We start from the raw sequence: 21,711 nt of genomic DNA on the forward strand, positions 1-21,711 counted from the left end.
GCCGTGCGGTGCGTGGTCGATGCTCTGTTCGACAAATATAGCTTTTCGGAAGCGGCTCTGCAAGGTCCCCGGCCGAAGAGAGGGGAACGTTTCCGCTTCTCCTGTTGTCCGACATCTGTGTCGGGCTTGACTGCCGGGCTTGGTTGTCGGGTTGTTCCGTACCGCTTCGAGCAGTCTCAAATCGTTTCGGGTAGTTTCAGGTTGCTTCGTATCGTTTCGAGCTTTTTCAAATTGTTCTGTACTGCTTCGGGTTGTTTGGGAATGTTTCGGGCTGCATGAGGTTGTTTCGAGTTGCGGGAGCCTGCGTGTGCCGTCTCCGGAAACTTCCTGAAAAATCGTATCTTTGTCAACTCTGTCCGCTCGTTTCCGAGACTGGATGGGGGCTCTTGTGAATACTCTATGGAAAACAACTCTGTCGGTCATATTCGCTGGTGGAAAGTGCTGCTGCCGGTCCTGCTGGGGCTCGGCTTCGTGGCCTGGATGATCGTCCGCGATTTCGACCCTGCCATCTTCGAGCATGTCCGCTTCACGTGGCATGCGCTACTCTTTATTGCGATCGCCTTCCTCTTTATGGTCGGCCGTGACCTCGGGTACATGATCCGTATCCGCCTCTTCAGCCGCGGACAACTGACCTGGCGACAGGCTTTTCGCGTCATTATGCTCTGGGAATTCACGTCGGCCGTCACCCCTTCGGCTATCGGCGGTACCAGTGTGGCGGTCGTCTTTGTTCACAAGGAGGGGATACCGGTGGGGCGCAGTGCCGCCATCGTGATGCTCACCTCGTTTTTCGACGAATTGTACTTTGCGGTGGTCTTCCCCATCATCTTCTTTTTGGTGGGTGGCGACCGCCTCTTCGACGGGCCGATGGGCCACGAACTGATGCTCTTCGCTTCGATCGGCTATGGCATCAAGCTCGCCTACCTGCTGCTGTTGAGTTACGGCCTGTTCCTCAATCCGATCGGCCTGAAATGGCTGATCGTCAAAATCTTCTCGCTACCCGGGCTGCGTCGTTGGCGACCCGGTGCGGTCAAGGCCGGTACCGACATCGTGCGCAGCGCCATCGAAATCCGCCGCTACCGCCCGATGTTTTGGCTCAAGTCGTTTGCCGCTACGTTCCTGTCGTGGAGTTCGCGCTATCTGGTGGCCAATGCGTTGTTCCTGGCCTTCTTCTCGATCAGCGACCACCTGTTGGTCTTCGCACGGCAGCTGGCCATGTGGATCATGATGCTGGTGGCGCCGACTCCCGGCGGGAGCGGTTTTGCCGAATATATCTTCTCCAACTTTCTGAGCGACGTGATTCCGGTGGGAGCCTCGATTCAGGTCGGTACGGCGGCCGTTATCGCGCTGCTGTGGCGCCTGGTGACCTACTATCCCTATCTGATTATGGGGGTGTTCATCCTGCCGAAGTGGCTCGGCCGCAGTTTCGGGAAAAAAGAGCCTGTCGTGTCGCAGAAGGCTAATTAATGTTATTTTTGTTCATGGTTAATCTTCTTTTCCGATGGATATCCTGATCCTGATTCTCAATATCATCGGTTCGCTGGGCCTCTTCCTCTATGGGATGAAGCTCATGAGCGAAGCCCTGCAGCGGGCTGCCGGGGGACGTATGCGCCGCGTCATGGGACGAATGGCCGCGACACCCCTCTCGCAAATCTCTACGACGACGGCCATCACGGCTACCGTGCAATCCTCCAGCGCCATCACCGTGATGATCGTCAGCTTCGTCAACGCCGGCATTGTCAACCTCCGGCAGGCCATCGGGATGATTATGGGGGCGAATATCGGAACCACCCTCACGGCCTGGATCATTGCCATCTTCGGCTTCGAGCTCAACTTCTCGATCATCTCCATTCCGATGGTCGGGCTGGGTTTCGCGCTGATTCTGATCAACAAAACACACTACCGTGCTCTGGGCGAAATCATCATCGGGTTTGCCCTGATGCTCTTGGGGCTGGCCGTCCTGCAGTCGTCGATGAGCGGTATCGCCCAGGATACGGTACTCTTCCACGCGCTGGCCAAATATGCCGGACTCGGCTACCTGTCGATCTTCCTGTTCATCCTGATCGGGACCCTGCTGACCGCTATTCTGCAGTCGTCGAGCGCCACCATTACCCTGACGATCATCATGTGTCAGAGCGGCTGGATCCCCTTCGAAGCAGGTGCCGCGATGATCCTCGGCGAGAATGTCGGAACCACCGTGACTGCCAACCTGGCCGCCATCGTCGCCAACACCTCGGCCAAGCGGACGGCCCTTTCCCATACGCTGTTCAACGTGGCTGGGCTGGTGTGGGTTGTGCCGTTGCTGCCCTGGATATCGGACCGCATCGTCGATCTTTTCGCGGCGATGGGCAATGTCGGACCCAAGGCGACACCGATGATGCTCGCCACGTTCCATACCGGATTCAACGTGCTGAACGTCTGCCTGCTGGTCAACTTCATTCCGCAGATCATGCGGGCCGTCACCTGGATGGTGCCGCAGTCGCCCAACGACAACCGCAAACGCCTCTTTGCGCTCGATTCGGGAATGGTCTCCACGCCCGAACTGTCGTTGATGCAGGCCCACAACGAAATTACCAACCATGCCAAGCGTATCCTGAAGATGTTCGGCATGGTACGCTCGCTGATGACCACCACCAACGCGCAGGAGTTTCAGAAAGAGTACGAGCATGTCGAAAAGTATGAGCGGATTACGGATCGCGTGGAGCGGGAGATCATCACCTACCTTTCGCGGATCACCTCGCGTGACAACGGTGAGGCGGCCACCCGTCAGCTGCAGACCATGTTCCGGACCATCTCGCACATCGAACTGATTGCGGACGGAAACATGGAACTGGCCAAGATCCTGAAGGCCAAAAAAGAGAAAAACCTGTGGTTCAACCAGGAGTTGCGGGATCGGCTGGGCAGTCTGTTCGATCTGGTGGAGCAGGCCCTTTATGTGATGATCATGAACCTGGAGAATCCGACGGCCGAAGGGGTTGAACGTTCGCGCGGGATCGAGGAGCAGATCAATCTGGTGAGCGCCCGTCTGCGCAGCGAACAGTTGCAGGAGGCGCAGGAGCAGGATTACAAATACATGGCGGGGATTGCCTTTATCGAGATGGTGGTCGAGTGCGAGAAGCTGGGTGATGCGGCGGTGCACATCTCGGTGGAGCAGGCCGAGGCCCTGTAAACGGCTGTGCCCATGACCGGCAGTGACTGCGGGTGAGCGAGGGGATGGAGAGAAGTGGATAAAGGAGCAGGGGGGAGTGAAATGAGCGGAGGGGATCGGGAAAGAGGGTGTGACCAAGGATTTGACCCAAAGCAAAGGTTGGGGCTGGTGAAGGAGGGGGCACGTCGGCTATTAATCCCTCCGATATAACGAAACGGCAGGCGGGAGACACTGTTTGATCAGTGTCTCCCGCCTGCTTGATTTATCCCACAACGGGTGCTGAAACGGAAGCGGCCGCCTTGTGAGTTCTCTTTTTAACGGTCGCGGAGTCGGGAGGATCCCCGGTCGAAGCGTTGAACTAACCCCGCTTAGAAGTTCATGTGGAGGTCGCAGACAGGGGAATGGGCGAGGCAGTGCGGGCTTTTCGCCGAACGGATCGCACGGGGTCGTGTGCGCTTGGGTAATGACAGGCAGCGGGCCGGTATTTTTGAGAACAAATTAGCCTCTGAACAAGGATCCGGTACCCTTTTCTGTCGCTCGTCCGCCGCTGTGTCGCGCAGGGCGAATTATCGGCCTCCTACGGCAGCCACATCCAGCAGCTCGATCTCCGGGGAGAGGTACCCTTCCCGCTCGGGCTCTTCGGCACCGTAATCCGTGGTCAGGTATTTCTTGTTGTCGTCCGGGAAGAGGGTGACGGCATTGCCGTGGCCGTATCGCTCCTGCAACTGGACAGCTCCCAGGAAATTGGCGCCGGATGAGATGCCCACGCCGAGACCCAGCTCGCGGGCCAGACGCTGCGTCATCCGGATGGCGTCGCCGTCGTCTACGGCGACAATGCCGTCGGCGGCGCTTCGGTCTACGATCGGCGGGATAAATTCGTCCGAAATCCCTTCGATTCGGTGTTTGCCGACCTTGTGGCCGGTCGACAGGGTGGGCGACGAGGCCGGTTCCAGCAGGTAGAGACCCGTCGCGCGGTGTTGCTGTTTCAGATACAGACCGGTGCCCATGGCGGTGCCGCCGGTGCCGACGCCGGCGACGAAAGCGTCGGGGCGGATCCCGATACGCTCCAGTTGTTCCAGAATCTCGGGACCGGTGGTGCGGAAATGGGCCTCGCTGTTGAGGGGATTGCCGAACTGGTCGGGCAGAAAGACGTCGCTGCGGGCGGCGGCCATGGCCCGGCAACGCTCGATGCTGCCGAGGAATCCGCCTTCGGCGCGGCTGACCAGTTCGATGCGTGCGCCGTAGCTGCGCAACAGCCGGATGCGCTCCTGGCTCATCCAGTCGGGCATATAGATGGTGACGGGGTGGTCCAGCAGGGCCCCCAGCGCGGCCAGCGAGATGCCGGTGTTACCGCTGGTGGCTTCGACGAGGGTCTCGCCGCCGTGCAGCTCGCCCTGGAGGTAAGCCTCCCGCAGGAGGTGTAGGGCGACGCGGTCCTTGATGCTGCCGGTGTAGTTGTAGTGTTCGGCTTTGACGTAGAGGGTGCGGGGCGTTCCGCGGCGATAGCTGTAGCGGATGGCAAGCAGGGGGGTGTGGCCGATCATGGGGGCGATCCGGTCGAGACGGCGAAGGGCTTCGTGCGCGTTTTTCATGGTGGGTCTGGTGTTTGGGGAGAACGGCACGCCCGAATATGAAACGATCCGGCGTCCGTTTTCCGTGGGTTTGACGAAAATTGGGTGCGCCGGATCGTGAATGTGTGAGTTGCTGGTTGTTGATGCCTGCCCCGTACTTTACGTGGCTGCACTCCGGCGCCTTGTGCATGGCAAGGCATACGCGTGGCTGTAGATGTCCCTCTGGGGACAACAACAGCATGCGTTGGGCCGGTTGGTGCAGTTGTGCGGGTTCATGGCCTGTGTGGTTTCGAATGTCGGGCGGATTCGGTCGACGGGCGAACGGTGTTCGGACGTGGGAATCCGGCCGGGCTATTTTGTTTGGTCGTAGGCTGTTTTCGCGGTAGTAGGCTGTTTTCGGAGGTCGCTACGCGGTCGCGCGCTGGGCGTTGTTCGGAGGCGGACTTATCGGGGGTTATTGTTTGGCGTTGTCGGGGTTTTCTGTACTGCTTGCCGGAGCGGGTTTGGGCTTGGCTTTGCCGAGTTTCGGCGCCCGTTCGAAGGGTTTGGTGCGGTCGAACAAGTAGCGGTAGGTGACGTGGCGTTTGTATTTTTCGGCACGGACGTAGCTTTCGGCCACGCGCATCATCAGGGGGTTGAAGTCGCCGATCCAGGCGATCTCCAGCGAGTTGTAGCGGTCGGGGTGGGTTTCGACGTACTGTTCGAAGCGGCGGATCATGCCGGCTTCGACGCCGCGGCCCTGGAACTCGGCAGCCACGCCGAAAACGAGGCCGAAGAGGCGGTCGCTCTGCTTGCGGACCTTGAGTCGCCACAGCAGTTTCAGTTTCTGCCACAGTCCGAAGCGTCCCCGGAAGTCGCGGATCAGCAGATTGAGGTCGGGGATCATCACGAAGAAGCCGATGGCCTTCTCTTTGTGGAAGGCGAAATAGAGCACTTCGGGGTCGACCACCGGAGCCAGCGTGTTGACCATCTGGAGGGCGTGTTCGAACTCCATCGGTTTGACGCCGGAGAAGGTGGCCCAGCCGCTGTTGTATACTTCCATCAGGTCGCGGGCCACTTTGCGTTTGTCGCTCAGATCGACGTGGTCGAAGCGGTAGTCGGGGTTGGCGAAGAGGCGGTCGGCTTTCTGGTAGAGGGCTTCGGGCATGGTGTGTACGATCATCCGGCGCAGGTAGGTGTGCTGGTTGAAGTAGTTCTGGAAGCCGTAGGTTTCGAACAGCCGGGCGTAGTAGGGCGGGTTGTAGTTCATGCCATAGAGGGGCAGGGTGAACCCTTCGACCAGCACGCCCCACCACTGCATGCGGTCGCCGAAGTTGATCGAGCCATCCATCGCCTCGAGGCCGCGGGCGGCGAGCCACTCACGGGCAGCGTTGAAGAGGGTGTTGGCGGCCTCCTGATCGTCGATGCACTCGAAAAATCCGCATCCGCCGGTGGGCTGAGGCTCGTTGGCGCTGAGCTCCCGGTTGTAGAAGGCGGCAATGCGGCCCACGATCGCTCCCGATGCGTCGTGAAGCGTCCAGCGGATCGCCTCGCCGTCGTGGAAGAGCGGGTTTTTCTGCGGGTTGAAGACGTTTTCGATATCGGGATCGAGGGGTTGTACCCACATGGGGTCGTTTTGATAGATACGCTCGGCCATGCGGATGAATTTGCGTGCATCCGCTGCCGTTTTTACTTCCCGAAGCTGGTATTTCCCCATATTTGCTTACTTTTACTGTTAATCGTTCGTCACCTTCGTGAAAGGGTTGTCTCCCGGTGTGTGACGAAGTCCGTTGTTGGAACAGCGGGCTGTGGGGTCGGTTGCGGAGGCTGGTTTGCTGCCGTATCCGCGGGTTTCCCTTCAGGGCCAAGCGGCCGGGCTGCTGTGACGGTGCACGTATGCGGGCCTTTGTCTGTGCTGTTGTCTCTGACGGGGGGCTGCGCATCGAACGATTAAAAGCAAAAATAACGATAAAATGGCGAAGTACAGCGAGAAATTTTTCGTGGACATCGATTTTCACAACCTGATGCAGCGACGCATCACCCATATCCTGCTCGTTTGCAGCTCTTACGACCAGTTCACGCTCGAGGAGGACGGGCACATCGAGGCGCAGATCGTACGCGAGTATGGCGATCTGAGCCTGACCAATCCGCCCACCTTCACCCGCGTCAGCTCGGGTCTCGAGGCGCTCGAACGGCTCCGGAGTGGCGAACGGTATGATCTGATTATCACGATGTTCAATATCGGTGAGATGGACGTCTTCACCCTCTCGCACGAGGTTCGCGCGCAGTGGCCCGGGATTCCCTTCATCCTGATGAGCTCCTTTTCGCGCGAGGTGGCCCGGCGCGTTGTCGAGGCCGACACTTCCGCCATCGACTACATGTTCAGCTGGCAGGGGAATGCCGACCTGATACTGGCCATCATCAAAATGCTAGAAGACCGGATGAACGCCCGCGAGGATATTCTTGGCATCGGTGTGCAGGCCATCCTGCTGGTCGAGGACAACGTGCGTTTCTACTCGGCCTATCTGCCCGACCTCTACCGCATCATCATCCAGCAGAGCAACGAATTTGTCCGCGAGGCGCTCAACGAACGTCAGCGGACGCTCCGTAAGCGGGCTCGTCCCAAAATCCTTTTTGCCCGCTCCTACAACGAGGCCATCGGCTATTATGAACTTTACAAGGACAACCTGCTGGGGATTATTTCCGACGTTTCGTTCCGCCGCAGCGGTCGGCTCGACGAGATCGATCCCGGTGCCGGGCTGGAGTTGTGCCGACTGGTGCTGAGCGACCGCCCCACCATGCCGATTGTGCTCCAGTCGACCAACATCGACCACCAGCGTGACGCCGCCGAAATGGGGGCCGACTTTATCCATAAGAAATCTCCCCACCTGTTGCGCGATCTGGCCGACTTCATCAACCGTCGGCTGGCGTTCGGCGACTTCGTCTTCTACGACCCCCTGAACGGCGAGGAGGTGGCCCGCGTGAGCGACCTCGGGCAGATGCAGGAGGCCATCGAGCGCATCCCGACCGACGTCCTCACCTTCTACACCGCGCGGAACATGCTCTCGAAATGGCTCTATGCCCGCGGGATTTTCTCGCTGGCCCACATGCTGCGGGCCGTGACCAACAGCACGTTCGACAGTCCGGAGGAGATGCGCGAGTTCATCCTGCGTTCGATCCGCGGCTACCGGCGGCAGATGGGGCAGGGCGTGGTGGCTGAATTTGTCCCCGAAACCTACAACCAGTTCATCAGTTTTGCCCGCAGCGGCAGCGGGTCGCTGGGCGGAAAGGCCCGCGGGCTCGCCTTCATCGGCAACATGCTCGAAGAGTACAAGCTCTACGACAAATGGGAGGGGGTGCGGGTCACCATTCCCCGTACGCTGGTGCTGGCCACCGACCATTTCGACCAGTTCATCGCCATGAACGGGTTGCAGTATCTCCAGAGCGAAAAGATGGAGGATGCCGACATCCTGTCGGAGTTCGCCGGCTCGCGGATGCCCGAAAAGATGCTCCGCGATCTGCGGGTCTTTCTGCGCAACGTCAAACGGCCGCTGGCCGTGCGGTCGAGTTCCAAACTCGAAGATTCGCACTTCCAGCCCTTCGCCGGAATCTACTCCACCTACATGGTGCCCCGCGTCGATAACGAGGATCAGATGATCCGCATGGTGTGCAAGGCCATCAAAGGGGTCTACGCCTCGGTGTACTACCGGGCCAGCCGGGCCTATATCGAGGCCAGCTCCAACAGCCTGGCCGACGAAAAGATGGCCGTGGTGATTCAGGAGATCTGCGGCACGCCCGACGACGGGTACTACTTTCCGACCCTGTCGGGAGTGGCTCGGTCGCTGAACTTCTACCCGATCGGCGACGAACGGCCCGAAGAGGGGATTGTCAATATCGCCTTCGGTCTCGGAAAACTGGTCGTCGACGGCGGCATCACGCTCCGTTTTTCGCCCGCCTATCCGCAGCGCGTTCTGCAACTCTCCACCCCTGAGCTGACCCTGCGCGACACGCAGCGGGTGATGTACGCCCTCTCGCTCGACCCGTCGAAACTGCGGACCTCGACCGACGATGCCGTGAACCTCGTGCAGTTCGAGATCCCCAAGGCGGCCCACTTCCGGAACATGAAGTATGTGGCCTCGACCTGGGACGCCGTGAACCAGACGGTGAGCGACTCGCCCAACGAAAAGGGACGCAAGCTCATCACCTTTGCCCATATCCTCAAGTACGACACCTTCCCGCTGGCCGAGATTCTCCGCGAACTTTTGCGGATCGGGGCCGAGGAGATGAAGTCGCCGGTCGAGATCGAGTTCGCCGTGAACATGGACGTTCCCTACGGCAACGAAAAGATATTCAACTTCTTGCAGATCCGACCCATTGCCGATGCCATCCAGAACGGTCGGCTCGACTGGTCGGAACCCGAGGCGCAGCCCGAAGGGGCGCTGCTCTATGCCACTTCGGCCCTGGGACTGGGGCGGATCGAGGGGCTGCGGGACATCATCTACGTGAAGACCGGCCGGTTCGAACGGGCGGCCACCCAGCAGATGGCCCAAGAGATCGACATGCTCAATACGGCCATGAAACAGGCCGGCGTGAACTACGTGCTGGTGGGGCCGGGACGATGGGGATCGAGCGACCCGTGGCTGGGGATACCGGTCAAGTGGCCGCAGATCTCCGAGGCGCGCGTGATTGCCGAGTGCGGGCTGGAGGACTTCCACGTCGATCCGTCGCAGGGAACCCACTTCTTCCAGAACCTGACCTCGTTCGGTGTCGGGTATATGACCCTGAATCCGGCGCTGAACGACGGAGTGTTCGATGCCGCGGCGCTGGATGCCATGCCGGCAGTGGCCGAGACCGAACATTTCCGACGGGTCACCTTCCCCGACGACCTCTTTGTCTTTGTCGACGGACAGAATAACCGCGGGATCGTCCGCCGCGGCGCTCCCCAATCGGAATAGTCCCCAACGGCGGGTCTCCCGTCCCGGGGAGTGTTTTTGGGGCGTTTTGAGGGGGGTTATCGGCTTTTTGTCGATAGATCCGGGAAAAATGTATATCTTGCAAGTTTGAAAACGAACAGATTAAGCCATACGATGAAAGTATTCAAATTCGGCGGCACCTCCGTGGGGAGTGCCGTAGGACTCCGGAATATCAAACAGATTATCGGTAACGAAACCGAACGCGTAGTCGTGGTGGTGTCGGCTCTCAGCGGAATCACCGACCAGCTGATCGCCACCAGCGAAGCGGCCGCCAAAGCCGATCCGAACTATCGCGAACAGTACGAAGCCATTTGCCGCCGGCACCACGATACCATCACCGAAAGCGTGCCCGAGGCCAAACAGGCCCAGACCCGCCTGCAGATCGACACCCTGCTCGAAGAGTTGGGCAACATCCTGCGCGGCGTGTTCCTGATCCAGGACCTCTCGCCCAAGACCACCAACACCATCGTCAGCTACGGCGAACGGCTCAGCTCGCTGATCGTCAGCCGCATCATCGATGAGGCCGTGTTGCGCGATTCGCGGGCGTTCATCAAAACCGAACCCTACTTCAACAAACATATCGTCGATTTCGCGCTGACCAACGAACTGGTGCGGAGCACCTTTGCCGACAACGCCCGTGTGAGCGTCGTGCCCGGCTTCATCTCCTCCGACAAGAACAGCGGTGAGGCCACGACCCTCGGACGCGGCGGCTCGGACTACACCGCGGCCATCATCGCAGCGGCCATGGGCGCCGAGGTGCTCAATATCTATACCGACGTCGACGGATTCATGACCGCCGACCCGCGCGTGATCGGCAAGGCCTATCTGATCGAAAGCCTGACCTTCCTCGAAGCCATGGAACTCTGCAACTTCGGGGCGAAGGTCATCTACCCGCCGACGATCTTTCCGGCCTACAACCACAACATTCCGATCTACATCAAGAATACGTTCCGCCCCGAATGTCCCGGCACCTACATCTCGCGTGCGAAAACGGCCGCCGACGGCGACGTGCGCAAGGCGATCAAGGGGATTTCGTCCATCAACGACAGTTGCCTGCTGACCATCCGCGGGCTGGGCATGGTCGGCGTGATCGGGGTCAACTACCGGATATTCAAGGCACTGGCCAAATCGGGGATCAGCGTCTTCATGGTGTCGCAGGCATCGAGCGAAAACACCACCTCGATCGGCGTGCGTCGCGACGATGCCGAACATGCCCGCGAGGTGCTGAGCCGTGAGTTCGCACAGGAGATCGCCATGGGCGAGATCGACGAAATCATGCTGGAGTGCGACCTGGCGACTGTGGCCATCGTCGGCGAAAACATGCGCGGATGTCCCGGTATCGCCGGTAAACTCTTCGGAACGCTCGGCCGAAACGGGATCAACGTGGTGGCCTGCGCTCAGGGGGCCAGCGAAACCAATATCTCGTTCGTGGTCAAGGTCGAAAGCCTGCGCAAGGCGCTGAACGTGATCCACGACTCGTTCTTCCTCTCCGAGTACCAGGTGCTGAACCTCTTCCTGACCGGAGTCGGGCTGGTCGGCGGGTCGCTCATCGAGCAGATCCGTTCGCAACAGGCCGAACTGCTGCGTACCAATGCCCTCAAGATCAACGTGGTCGGTATCTCAAACTCGCGACGCAGCATCTTCAACCGCGAGGGAATCGATCTGGCCAACTATCGCGAACTGCTCGAAAACGAAGGTATCCCCAGCTCGCCGCATATTGTGCGGGACAAGATTCTGGAGATGAATATCTTCAACTCGGTGTTCGTGGATTGTACGGCCAGCCCCGACGTGGCCGAAATCTACGGCGACCTCCTCTCGCACAATGTTTCGGTGGTGACGGCCAACAAAATCGCGGCCTCGTCGGATTACGAACACTATGCCGAACTGAAAAATACGGCCCGTACGCGCGGCGTGAAATTCCTGTTCGAAACCAACGTGGGGGCCGGTCTGCCGATCATCAACACGATCAACGACCTGCGCCACAGCGGCGATACGATTCTGGGGCTCAAGGCGGTGCTGAGCGGTACGCTGAATTACATCTTCAACGTGCTGGCCGAGGATGTGCCCTTCAGCCGGGCGGTGGCCATGGCCAAGGAGGCCGGCTATGCCGAACCCGATCCGCGTATCGACCTGAGCGGTACGGACGTGGTACGCAAACTGGTGATTCTGGCCCGCGAGTCGGGCTACCGGGTCGAACAGTCGGACGTGGTGAAGAACCTCTTTGTGCCGGACTACATCTTCGAAGGGTCTACGGATGATTTCTGGGCCAAGGTGCCGGAACTGGACGCCTCGTTCGAGGAGAAACGCCGGGTGCTCGCTGCCGAAGGCAAGAAGTGGCGTTTCGTGGCTTCGCTCGAGAACGGGACCTGCTCGGTCGGCCTGCAGGAGGTCGAAGCGGGGCACCCCTTCTACAACCTCGAGGGCAGCAACAACATTATCCTGATCACCACTACGCGCTACAACGAGTATCCGTTGCAGATCAAGGGATACGGTGCCGGTGCGTCGGTGACGGCGGCGGGTGTCTTCGCCGACATCATGTCGATTGCGAACATCCAATAGTATGGTGTAGAGCCAGGGGCGGAAACTTTCGCTTTGCGGGGATATTTTTGCGTGAAGCAGGAAGATAGGGAAAGATACCGGAACCTGGCTCGGATCAAAATTATCGTTCCCCAATTGCCGGAAATGTCTGTGTTTTTGCTGGCGGACGGCGGGGCGATAATCCCCTCTCCGGGTGGTAATATAATAAAGAGCGGGACAGCCGACTAGGCTGTCCCGCTCTTCTTGTATGAATGGGTAATCGTGTGTTATAAGCAGGCGTCAGGGGAAATTTGTATCTCCTTGTGGCTCTTTCTGCTGTTTCTTTGTGCTCTTCCCTATGCTTTCCCGGTGTTTCCTCCGGTACTTTCCTGTATTTCCCCCTGCTTTTCTGTGTTTCTGGGGGCCCTCGCCTCCCGTTTTCTCCACCCCGGGGGCTGGACGGGCTATTGCTGGCGGTTCAGCAGACGGGCTGCCTCTTCCATGCTGATGCGGCGGGTGCCCTGCGTGGCTACCACGAATGCGTCGCGGTACGAACTGCTGCTGCGGAGACGTTTGCAGGCGTTCTGTGCCTCGGTGTAGGTCGGGTAGCTGCCGTAGTAGTAGGCGTATTTCCCGTCGGAGCGTTGTACCATCTGGACGTTCCCGAGGCTCGAAAAGGCGCTCTCGTTGGGACGGGCGGTGACGGAAATCTGAATGCGGTAGCTGACGCGGTTGTCGGTCTGAGGCTGTTCCTGACTCTGGGCCACGTAGCGGTCGGTGGCGGGGGTCTCGAATTCGTACTCTTTCAGGTCCGAAGTCTTGTTCTCGCTCTCTTCGGTCGACGATGAGCCGGGTTTGGGCAGACCTTCCAGTTTGCGGTCGATGACGGCAATCTGGTCAGCCAGCAGGTCGAGTTCCTTGGTGATCTTGCGGGCACGCGACCCGCGGGCGGTTTTCAATTCGGCTCCCAGCAGGTCGACCTGCTCCTGCAACTCGGCCCGCTGCTGGGTCAGGTTGTAGGCCAGCTGTTCGGCGGGGCTCAACTTCGAGCGGGGGGTGCCGCGAACGATGGTGGCATTCGGGTCGGCGGCCCATTCTTCTTTCTTGCTGTCGGTGGTGGGGCTTCCGGCGGTCTGGTAACTCAACTCTTCGGCGCGTTGTTTGTCGGCTTTGCGGCTTTGTGCTGTGGCTGACAGGGGCCCGAGGCCGAGGCTCAGTACGATGGTCAGGGTGGTCAGAACTCGCTTGGACATGGTGTGTGGTATGGTCTAGATGGAATGCGGCAAATGTAATGATTTTCAGACTTACAGGCAATCGGTCTGCAACGGTTTAGCGATCGATGGCGTTGAGAATGATCTGCGTGGCGCCGGCACGGCTGTGGACATACGATTCGGCGGCGGCGCTGCGGAAATCGAGTCCCGAGGGGTCGGACAGCCACTCCTCTACGGTGCGTTGCAGGGTTTGGGTGTCGCTTACAGCGGCGGCGGCTCCGAGGCCGACCAGGTCGATCGCTTCGGCAAAGGCGGTGTAGTTGGGGCCGAACAGTACGGGCATTCCCCAGGTGGCTGCTTCAAGGGTGTTGTGGATTCCGCGTCCGAACCCGCCGCCGATATAGGCGAGCTGGCCGTAGCGGTAGACGCCGGAGAGGATCCCGATGGTGTCGATTACCAGCAGGGTGGCTTCCTGCAGTTGCGTTTCGGTGGTCTGCGGAGTGAGGGTGGTATAGCGCAGTGCTTTGCGGCCGCTGCGCTGGATGAGGCTGTCGATGCGTGAACTGTCGAGTTCGTGCGGAGCGACGATGAATTTCATCTCGGGACGCGCTTTCATCAACTCCAGCAGTAGCTCTTCGTCGGGGGGCCAGGTGCTTCCGCAGATCATTACCGGAGCGGTGGCATTGCTGACGAAGGTGGCAATTGGGGGTAGTTCGGGGGCCTTTTGGGCCAGGGTTACGACTCGGTCGAAGCGGGTGTCGCCGCTGACGGTGACGCGTTCGGCGCCGAAGCCGATCGTGGCGAGCAGTTCGCGCGAGGCTTCGTTCTGTACGAACAGATGGTCGAGCAGACCGAGGGTCTTGCGCATGAAGCGTCCGGCTGCGCTCTCCTTGAAGAAGACGGTCCCGGGACGGAACAGGGCGGAAACTACGCAACTGTATGCCCCGCTGGCGCGCAGGGCGGAGAGGTAGTTGTGCCAGTATTCGTACTTGACGAAAATAGCGGTCTGGGGGCGGACGGCGGCCACGAAACGACGGGCGTTGGAGGGGGTGTCGGCGGGCAGGTAGTAGATGGCGTCGGCCTGGTCGTAGTTCTTACGGATCTCGTAACCGGAGGGCGAGAAAAAGGTAACTACGATGCGGCGGTAGTGGGGACTCCCCACGGGGTGTCGGCGGCGCAGCTCTTCGATCAGGGGGCGTCCTTGTTCGAACTCGCCGAGCGAGGCGCAGTGGATCCAAATGGTTCCTTCGCCGTGGTCGGCTGCCTTTTCCTGCTGTTCGATGCGGGAAAGAAGCCCTTGTCGACCCTGATGCAGCAGGCGGGCTTTCCGGTTAAAAAGAGCCCCCAGCCCGATTCCCAGGCTGAAGGCGTGTATGGAACAGTTATAAAGGAAGTTCATCCTCTTTCCTGTGTTTGGAGTTACTATTTGAAGAGTGAGGTAATCATGGCGGCCATCGAGAGGGTGCTGTTGGCGATGCTCATGATTTCAGTAGCGCCCATACCTGAACCTTTCGGCGGTTTGGAGGGGACGACGATCTCGCATCCGGGTTCGATCTTGGGCCAGCGTCCACCACGTTTAGCGTTCGGAAGCCCGTTGGCGTAAATCACGAACGGACGTTTCTTGGCGCGTTCGGCATACCCGCCGCCCCGGTAGATGTAGTCTTTCAGTTTCAAACCTTCGACGTAGGTCACGGTGCAGGGGTAAAGAACGGCACCGCTGATGGTGACGGTGTTGTTGAATTTCGGAACGACCAGAATATCACCATCTTCCAGTACGAGATTCTCGGTGCTGTTCGGATTATTCAACGCTGTGACCAGGTCGATGGCGATCGGGTAGTAGTCTCCGACCTGAAAGGTTTTCATCGCAATCGAGTCGTTGCTGCTGTTTTTGGTTTGTTCCGAGAGGTTTCTGAGGGTCTCTTTCCGGTTGAGTTGCTCTTCGGTCAGTTGGCGTTTGAGGTAGGCGCCCCGTGCATAGGCTTCGGGACTCAATCCGCCGGCTTTGGCGACCAGGTCGGAGAGGCGGTCATTGTTGGTCGAGAGTACGTATTCGCCGTCGAACAGGAATTCACCGTCGGCATATACGCTGTTTTGTTCGCTGTAGCCGGGCGAGCGACGGATATACACTTCGTCGAAGGGTTGGAGGGTAAACGAAGCGGTTTCCGGCGAGATCCCCAAATCGGCGTTGATGTTGAACTGGTAGAGTTCGGCGATTCGGTCCGAAGGTTCGGTCGAGTTGGGATTCTTGACCCGGCGGGCGACTTCGATACGGGCCAGCGAAGCGGACTCTTTCAGGCCGTTGGCCATCAGGATAGCATCTTCGATGGTCATGTTATCCCGATACAGCAGGGTTTGCGGCGTGTTGACTTCACCCTTGACGGTGACTGTAAAGCCCTCTTTCAGGGAGTTGACGGACGGTATGCGAATCAGGTCTTCGCGTTTGAGGGTCACGTCGGGCACCGTGCCGTTCAGCAGCCCTTGCAGATCGACCGATTCGACGCTAAAGGTGTAGTCGTCGTTGACACGGATAATTTGGGTCCGGCTCATCAGTGCGTCGCCGCGGACTCCTTCCGCTTTTTGAATCAGTGCCTTGAGGGTCGTCAGGCTGTCGTTCAGCTCATAGTCACCGGGACGCCATACGGCGCCTTCGATCGTCACGCGGTTGGCGTATTGGCGGATGACTTCGCCGACGGCAATGCTGTCGCCATCGGTCATCGCGAAGGCGGCGAACTCTTCGGCCGGGATGTTGTGCACGGTCATCATGCGGCCTGACTTGCGGTTCACGGTGAGATTGTCCTTATAGGCTTCACCCATGAAGCCGCCTGCATATTGAAGCAGATCTTCTGCCGTTTCGCCTTTTTTCAACTCATAGATCCGGGGGCGTTTGACCTTGCCGGTCACCTTGATCAGGCTCTCGTAGGGCTGGACGAGGATCATGTCGTTGTCCTGCAGACCGACGTTGACCGACTGGTCGCCGCCGAGCAGGTAGTCGTAGACGTCGAGATCGGCGATCTGTTTGCCGTCGCGGATCAACTTGATGCTGCGCAACGAACCGATGTCGCTGACGCCGCCGGCTTCGTACAAGGCGTTGAAAAGGGTAGCCAGCGAGGGGAGGGTATAGGTGCCGGGCATCGAGGCTTCGCCGATGATGTTGACTTTGATCGATCGGATGTCGCCCAGCGAAATCTTCAGGTTGACGGTGCCGTCACTCAGACCGGAGATGGTATTGGCGAGGGTGTTGCGTATGCGGTTCTCGGCATCCGCAATGGTCATGCCGCCTACGTTGATGACTCCGGCGTTGGGAACGGTAATGCAGCCGTCGGGGCTGACCTGAAGGTCGTAGTTGGCTTCGGCATCGCCCCACAGGTCGATGAACAGCCGGTCGCCGGCAGCCAGAACATAGTTGGCCGGGGTGGGCAGGTTGTAGGTCGGGGCGAAGGTGAGGTTGCGGGCCGAAAAGATTTCGCGACCGAAAACGCTGTTACGCAGGATTGAATCTTGAATCCGTTTTTCCTCCTCTTTGAGACGGTTGACCTCAGTGGGGGTCAGTTCACCGACCGCGTTGAGGCGGGGATCGCCAAGGGTTGTCCCGGAGGTGCTGATGCGGTTTTGTTGTCCGGCGGCGGTTACGGTTCCATCGGCAGTTTCGAATATCTCGCCGGTTTCGGCATCGACCAGATTCCCGTTTTTGTCACGAATGGTGCGTTTACGGTAGTCGTTCTGGCGGGCCTGCTCGTACTTATAGGCGGAGCTTTGTGTATCTACGCCGTTGTTGCGGCGGTTGTATTCCAGATTATCCAGATTGGCGTCTTTACGGGTACGGTCGGTCGGCGTAGTGGTCGAACCGTTGGTTCCGGAGAATTTGTTGGTGTTTTCGGTGGTGGTTCCCAGATCGCCTAAACCTTCAAGCCCCTGCCGGAGGCTCGGGTCGTAACCTTTCGACATGGCCTGACGGATCAACTCTTCTTTGGAGGTGGCACTCTGGTTTTGGGCCTGTGCCGACAGAGAGCCTGCGGATAAAAATAATAGGGCCGTAAAGGCGGTTGCGGCGATTTGTTTGAATATCATCAGTGAAATACGGATTTTCTGCAAAGGTAATATTTATTGCTATCTTTGCCCGCATAATACAACGGATTATGTCGCGTAAAATTGTGATTCTCGCTTTGTTCGCGCTGGTCGGAACGGTCGGGCGAACGTTGGCACAGAGTACGTCGCTCAAGTGGAACGCTCTCTACTGGGTGGTAGGGGTGCCCAACATGTCGGTCGAAACACGGCTGGGCGAAAAGTTCACCTTCAATGCCGATGCCGTCTATTCGCCTTGGAAAAGCGTCAAGGGCAGACCGTTGCAGGGGCTGCAGCTGATTCCGGAGGTGCGTTTCTATCCGAAAGAGGCGATGAAAGGATTTTACGTCGGCGGCTTCGTATCCTACGACTCCTACAAGGTGAGCAAGTGGGATCATCCGAAAAACGAGGTGCAGCACGGTATCGGCATGTGCCTGGGGGCTACGGTGGGGTGGCAGATCGACATTGCACGCCGCTGGGGAATGGACTTCTACGCCGGTGGCGGCTGGCACCTGGGCTGGTACTACGGTGTGAATACGCAGACCGGACAGCGCTATGCGAACTGGAACCGAAGCGGCGAATGGATACCCTATAAAGTGGGTGTCGCTTTCGTTTACCGATTGGGAATGGGCCGGCAGTAATGCTCCGGCCTTTTTTGTATCGTTCGGGGACGGCCGGAAACGACTGTGGGGCATACGGTGAGAGCGGAGGAAAAGAGGTCGTCCGAAAATGTGCGGCAGCAGAGACAGGGGGCGGTGTGGTTGAGAAGCGGGGATGGAAGGCGGAGGGATGTCTATGTCCGATAACTGACCGGGGGCCGTGCCATATGCAGGCGGTGCTGTTGTTCCGGGGGGCTGTTATTTTAACAAGGCGCTGTTGGCCCGGATGAAAACGGATGTCCCGTACGGGGCGAAGATTGAAGTTCGCTAAAACAGCGTGGATGCGGGGATGGGAGATCCTCGTTTCGGATAAAACAGGCGGGGAGAGAGGTTCGATTTCAGAACCTCTCTCCCCGTTCGGTATGTATTGAAGCCGGTTGGTGTGGATTACTCCCTGACCCAGGCGTGGGTGATCTCGGCGATATACATTTTGTGGAAGCCGCCGTGTTCGGCTCCGTACCACCGTTCGGCAAGGGCCGGGTCGAGGAAGTGCGAGGCTTCGAGCAGGTCGGCGTAGAGAACCTGGCATTCGAGTCCGAGGCGGGTCTCCTCGTAGAGGATGCCGTCGTTCTCGGTGATGACCGGATGGAGACCGGCTGCGGCGATTTTGTCGGTGTCGCGACCCGATTTCGAACCGGTGATTTTGTGTACGGCACGGTGGTCGGCCCCCAGGAACGAGAGGGTGAAACGGTGGCTCTCTTCGACGAAGCCGTAGGTGTAGCGTTCGGGGCGGATGAAGACGGAGGCCACGGGTTTGTTCCAGAGGTAGCCGACGCCGCCCCAACTGGCGGTCATGGTGTTGAATCGGTCTGGGCGGCCGGAGGTGATGAGCATCCATTCGTTGCCGATGATGTCGATCATGTTGTCGGAGATGGTGCGCGGGTCGATGGCTTTCATGGTATGGTGTTTTGCGATACAAAAAAGGCGTTCCATCGGAGTGATAGAACGCCTCAGTTGATGTGTTGACCCGCTAGGACTCGAACCCAGAAAGACAGAACCAGAATCTGTAGTGTTACCATTACACCACGGGTCAATCAGAAAGATCGGTGGTGCCTTCCCTCAGGAAGACGGTGCAAAGTTAAAGCGATTTTCAGAAATCTGCAATAAAATTGCTGAAAATTTTATGTTGACCCACCAGGACTCGAACCTGGAACGACAGAACCAAAATCTGCTGTGTTACCATTACACCATGGGTCAGAACCTCATTTCTGATGGCGCAAAGGTAATGTTTTTTCTTGATTTGCAAAAACATAATTTTTTTCGAGACCGCGGCGAGTGGAGGCAGGGTGAGGGCGGGTGGAGGAATGGGGAGAGATTAACGTGTTGATATATAATATATTGATAAATGATGTCGGACTGTTTGGAAACCTGTACGAGCCGCCGGGGAGAGTGTTGGCGGAGTTGGTATGGCCCGTTGGAATGGGGGGAGGGCGGCTTGCGGGGGGGGAGCCTGCGAAGCTGATGGCGTTGAGGTGGAGCGTAAAAAATAATCCGCAAAGGATAGGGTACCCCCCTCTTCCTTTGCGGATGAAAAATCGCGGCGGATGCGGAATGCGAAACAGTCAGACGGCCCGGGCAACCACTTCGGCAATATCGACCACGTGTACCTGGTCGTTGCCGGCCGAGAGCTGGAGCGACTTTTTACACTGCGGACAACTCGTAACGATGGTCTCGGCTCCCGTGGCCAGCAGGTTGTGTACGACGGTCGTCCCGATTTTCTTCTGGGCAGCGGTGTCGAGCGTCAGGTTGGCCAGGCTGCCTCCGCAGCAGTGGACGCGGTCCTTTTCGTGGCTTTCGGCGTTGGTCAGCGTGGCCACGTGCGAGAGTACGTAGCGCGGTTCGGAGTAGATGCCGCGCAGTTCGCAGGGATCGTGGTAGGCGTAGCTGGCCGCGAGGGTCGAAGTCTTGAGGCGTCCTCCGGCGATCAGTTCGGCGATGTACTGGGTGTGGTGCAGCACGCGGATACCCATTTTCTGAAGCTCCTTGTACTCCTGGGTGAAGGTCTTGTAGCAGATGGGGCAGCCCGTGACCAGAGTGGTGATGCCGTGTTTGCGGAAGAGCTCGGTGTTGTAGCGTTCCATGCGTTCGGCGGCGGGCAGGTTGCCGCTCAACCGCATCGGACGGCCGCAGCAGACTCCGCCGTTTTTGTCGGCCCACCAGACGTCGACGCGGGCGGCGGCAAAGATCTTCTCCATGGCGCGGGTGATACTCGGGGTCAGCTGGGTCATGCAGCCGGCAAAGTAACCGACGCGGCCGGTACCTTCGGAGCGGTCGGCCGTGGAGGCGAGGAACTCGTAACGCGGGGCCTCGTAGAACGAGCTCTGGCGGGCGAAGGCGACGCGGCTGCTGAGGCGGAGGGTGGCCTGGTCGATGCCGACGGGACACGCCTGGGCACAGCGTCCGCACATCAGACAGGTGTCGGCTACCTGAGCGGTCAGGTGGCCATAGCGGCGGTCGCGCAGGAAGTAGGCGGGCTGGATGTTGTTGATGTCGAGGTCGGCGGCGATGGGGCAGGGGTCGAGGCAGATGCCGCAGCGCGAGCAGGCCTGGATCTGGAAGTTGTCGAAGGTGGAGCCTTCGGGTTTCGACTTGACTTTATAGGCGCGCAGGAAGATGAGCGGAATCTCGGTAAAGATGTGCATGTAGCGCGAGTAGGGCATGGCCACGAAGAAGAGGCCGAGCACGATGGAGTAGGCCCACCAGGCCGGATACTCCATGGCCGAGAGCACGCCGCCGGGCAGGACGCTGGCGAGCAGGTCGCCGGTGCCGCCGGTGAAGAAGCTGCCGCTGTCGTGGACGCCGCAGGTGATCGATTCGGCCAGGTAGCGCAGCGGGAAGATCAGCCACAGGGTGGTCAGGGCGATGCGGTCGAAGGGGGTGTGGCGCGTGGTGCGCTTCATGCCCATCATCCGCGAGTAGAGCCGTTTGCCCCAGGCCAGCGCCACGCCGCAGAGAACGAAGATCAGCAGGCAGTCCATCAGCAGGGCGTAGTTGAAGTGGCGGATGTAGGCGGCGGGTTCCTCGGGGAAGAAGTAACGGAAGAAGACGTGGACGTGGGGCGGGTTGACGGCATCCCGGATGTAGGCCGAGGTTTCGAGTTTTCCGACGACGATCAGCAGGAACCATCCCAGCGCGAGGCTCATGTGCATGAAGCCGAGCATGGGGTTGGTTTTCCAGATCTTGCGGTGGATCAGGCATTCGAGGAAGGCCTCCTTGATGGCCCGAAAGGTGCGGGCCGTGAAGAAGTTGTGCCGGATGAGGGCTTTGTCTTCGCGGGGAAGGCCGGCAAACCATTTGCTCCATTTCCAGACGATGGCGATGAAGAGCCACAGGACGCCGATGCTGAAGGGCAGGACGAAGGGATCGAAAAACCAGGGTGAACCGGGGTGCATAGGTCGAAATAGTCTTTATATCTGTTCAGTTTCTCGTTTCTTGGGGGGGCCGCCGCGGTGTTTCGGCGTGTTGCCGGTAGGGGTTTCGGGTAGGAGGGGGGCCGGGCGGTGTGCTTTGTGGGGTATGCGGCGCGGAAGCGGTAGGCGGAGATGCAGGTGTGAGGCGCATCAGCAACGGGAGCGTTCCGCGGCGGTGGCGGTT

General features: G+C 59.2%; 12 protein-coding genes and 2 tRNA genes. 5 read left to right on the forward strand and 9 right to left on the reverse strand.

All coding sequences use genetic code 11. The features are described 5' to 3' along the window. Nucleotides 1–399: 399 nt before the first annotated feature. Nucleotides 400–1,464, forward strand: a complete 1,065-nt coding sequence (locus BQ5379_RS07405) for a lysylphosphatidylglycerol synthase transmembrane domain-containing protein (RefSeq protein ID WP_071134845.1) — start codon at nt 400–402, stop codon at nt 1,462–1,464. Between the two features lie 34 nt (nt 1,465–1,498). Continuing rightward, nucleotides 1,499–3,166 carry a Na/Pi cotransporter family protein gene (locus BQ5379_RS07410; protein WP_071134846.1) on the forward strand — a complete coding sequence of 556 codons (1,668 nt, stop codon included), beginning with the start codon at nt 1,499–1,501 and terminating at the stop codon, nt 3,164–3,166. Nucleotides 3,167–3,711: 545 nt separating this feature from the next. Here BQ5379_RS07410 and BQ5379_RS07415 read toward each other — a convergent pair. Both BQ5379_RS07415 and BQ5379_RS07420 read right to left on the reverse strand, forming a co-directional pair. Then, nucleotides 3,712–4,737 (reverse strand): PLP-dependent cysteine synthase family protein, encoded by a 1,026-nt coding sequence (locus BQ5379_RS07415; RefSeq protein WP_071134847.1) that lies wholly within the window; start codon nt 4,735–4,737, stop codon nt 3,712–3,714. A 433-nt stretch (nt 4,738–5,170) separates the two neighbouring features. Next, nucleotides 5,171–6,412 carry a hypothetical protein gene (locus BQ5379_RS07420; protein ID WP_071134848.1) on the reverse strand — a complete coding sequence of 414 codons (1,242 nt, stop codon included), beginning with the start codon at nt 6,410–6,412 and terminating at the stop codon, nt 5,171–5,173. 256 nt (nt 6,413–6,668) lie between these two features. Between BQ5379_RS07420 and BQ5379_RS07425 the strand changes: the two genes are divergently transcribed. Both BQ5379_RS07425 and thrA read left to right on the forward strand, forming a co-directional pair. After that, nucleotides 6,669–9,650 carry a PEP/pyruvate-binding domain-containing protein gene (locus tag BQ5379_RS07425; protein ID WP_071134849.1) on the forward strand — a complete coding sequence of 994 codons (2,982 nt, stop codon included), beginning with the start codon at nt 6,669–6,671 and terminating at the stop codon, nt 9,648–9,650. 132 nt (nt 9,651–9,782) lie between these two features. Next, nucleotides 9,783–12,227, forward strand: a complete 2,445-nt coding sequence (thrA, locus tag BQ5379_RS07430; protein WP_071134850.1) for a bifunctional aspartate kinase/homoserine dehydrogenase I — start codon at nt 9,783–9,785, stop codon at nt 12,225–12,227. Nucleotides 12,228–12,649: 422 nt separating this feature from the next. Here the strand turns inward: thrA and BQ5379_RS07435 are convergent, their stop codons facing one another. The 3 genes from BQ5379_RS07435 to BQ5379_RS07445 all read right to left on the reverse strand — a co-directional run bounded on the left by BQ5379_RS07435 (nt 12,650) and on the right by BQ5379_RS07445 (nt 17,464). Further along, nucleotides 12,650–13,438 (reverse strand): SPOR domain-containing protein, encoded by a 789-nt coding sequence (locus BQ5379_RS07435; protein WP_071134851.1) that lies wholly within the window; start codon nt 13,436–13,438, stop codon nt 12,650–12,652. Nucleotides 13,439–13,514: 76 nt separating this feature from the next. After that, a complete protein-coding gene (locus BQ5379_RS07440; protein WP_071134852.1) occupies nt 13,515–14,795 on the reverse strand; it encodes a 3-deoxy-D-manno-octulosonic acid transferase in 1,281 nt (426 codons plus the stop codon). Between the two features lie 23 nt (nt 14,796–14,818). Next, on the reverse strand, nt 14,819–17,464 hold the full coding sequence (locus tag BQ5379_RS07445; RefSeq protein WP_071134853.1) for an SLBB domain-containing protein: 2,646 nt from the start codon (nt 17,462–17,464) through the stop codon (nt 14,819–14,821). Nucleotides 17,465–17,532: 68 nt separating this feature from the next. Between BQ5379_RS07445 and BQ5379_RS07450 the strand changes: the two genes are divergently transcribed. Further along, nucleotides 17,533–18,099, forward strand: a complete 567-nt coding sequence (locus BQ5379_RS07450) for a DUF3575 domain-containing protein (RefSeq protein ID WP_071134854.1) — start codon at nt 17,533–17,535, stop codon at nt 18,097–18,099. 405 nt (nt 18,100–18,504) lie between these two features. On the opposite strand, the gene BQ5379_RS07455 is transcribed toward BQ5379_RS07450, so the two are convergent. The 4 genes from BQ5379_RS07455 to BQ5379_RS07470 all read right to left on the reverse strand — a co-directional run bounded on the left by BQ5379_RS07455 (nt 18,505) and on the right by BQ5379_RS07470 (nt 21,509). Then, entirely contained in the window at nt 18,505–19,014 is a 510-nt protein-coding gene (locus BQ5379_RS07455; RefSeq protein WP_071134855.1) for a flavin reductase family protein, read from the reverse strand. 65 nt (nt 19,015–19,079) lie between these two features. Continuing rightward, a tRNA-Gln gene (locus BQ5379_RS07460) sits at nt 19,080–19,150 on the reverse strand. A 93-nt stretch (nt 19,151–19,243) separates the two neighbouring features. Next, a tRNA-Gln gene (locus BQ5379_RS07465) sits at nt 19,244–19,314 on the reverse strand. A gap of 365 nt (nt 19,315–19,679) precedes the next feature. Beyond that, nucleotides 19,680–21,509, reverse strand: coding sequence for a (Fe-S)-binding protein (locus BQ5379_RS07470; RefSeq protein ID WP_071134856.1), 1,830 nt, complete (start codon nt 21,507–21,509; stop codon nt 19,680–19,682). Between the last annotated feature and the right edge of the window lie 202 nt (nt 21,510–21,711).

It is taken from the genome of Millionella massiliensis (genome assembly GCF_900104655.1).
GTDB lineage: Bacteria > Bacteroidota > Bacteroidia > Bacteroidales > Rikenellaceae > Rikenella > Rikenella massiliensis.

Bases quoted from the DNA above. Each gene is read 5' to 3' on its own strand.
- BQ5379_RS07405 (WP_071134845.1), top strand. From the start codon at position 400: ATGGAAAACAACTCTGTCGGTCATATTCGCTGGTGGAAAGTGCTGCTG.
- BQ5379_RS07425 (WP_071134849.1), top strand. From the start codon at position 6,669: ATGGCGAAGTACAGCGAGAAATTTTTCGTGGACATCGATTTTCACAAC.
- BQ5379_RS07455 (WP_071134855.1), bottom strand. From the start codon at position 19,014: ATGAAAGCCATCGACCCGCGCACCATCTCCGACAACATGATCGACATC.
- thrA (WP_071134850.1), top strand. From the start codon at position 9,783: ATGAAAGTATTCAAATTCGGCGGCACCTCCGTGGGGAGTGCCGTAGGA.
- BQ5379_RS07445 (WP_071134853.1), bottom strand. From the start codon at position 17,464: ATGATATTCAAACAAATCGCCGCAACCGCCTTTACGGCCCTATTATTT.
- BQ5379_RS07450 (WP_071134854.1), top strand. From the start codon at position 17,533: ATGTCGCGTAAAATTGTGATTCTCGCTTTGTTCGCGCTGGTCGGAACG.
- BQ5379_RS07410 (WP_071134846.1), top strand. From the start codon at position 1,499: ATGGATATCCTGATCCTGATTCTCAATATCATCGGTTCGCTGGGCCTC.
- BQ5379_RS07420 (WP_071134848.1), bottom strand. From the start codon at position 6,412: ATGGGGAAATACCAGCTTCGGGAAGTAAAAACGGCAGCGGATGCACGC.
- BQ5379_RS07415 (WP_071134847.1), bottom strand. From the start codon at position 4,737: ATGAAAAACGCGCACGAAGCCCTTCGCCGTCTCGACCGGATCGCCCCC.
- BQ5379_RS07435 (WP_071134851.1), bottom strand. From the start codon at position 13,438: ATGTCCAAGCGAGTTCTGACCACCCTGACCATCGTACTGAGCCTCGGC.
- BQ5379_RS07440 (WP_071134852.1), bottom strand. From the start codon at position 14,795: ATGAACTTCCTTTATAACTGTTCCATACACGCCTTCAGCCTGGGAATC.
- BQ5379_RS07470 (WP_071134856.1), bottom strand. From the start codon at position 21,509: ATGCACCCCGGTTCACCCTGGTTTTTCGATCCCTTCGTCCTGCCCTTC.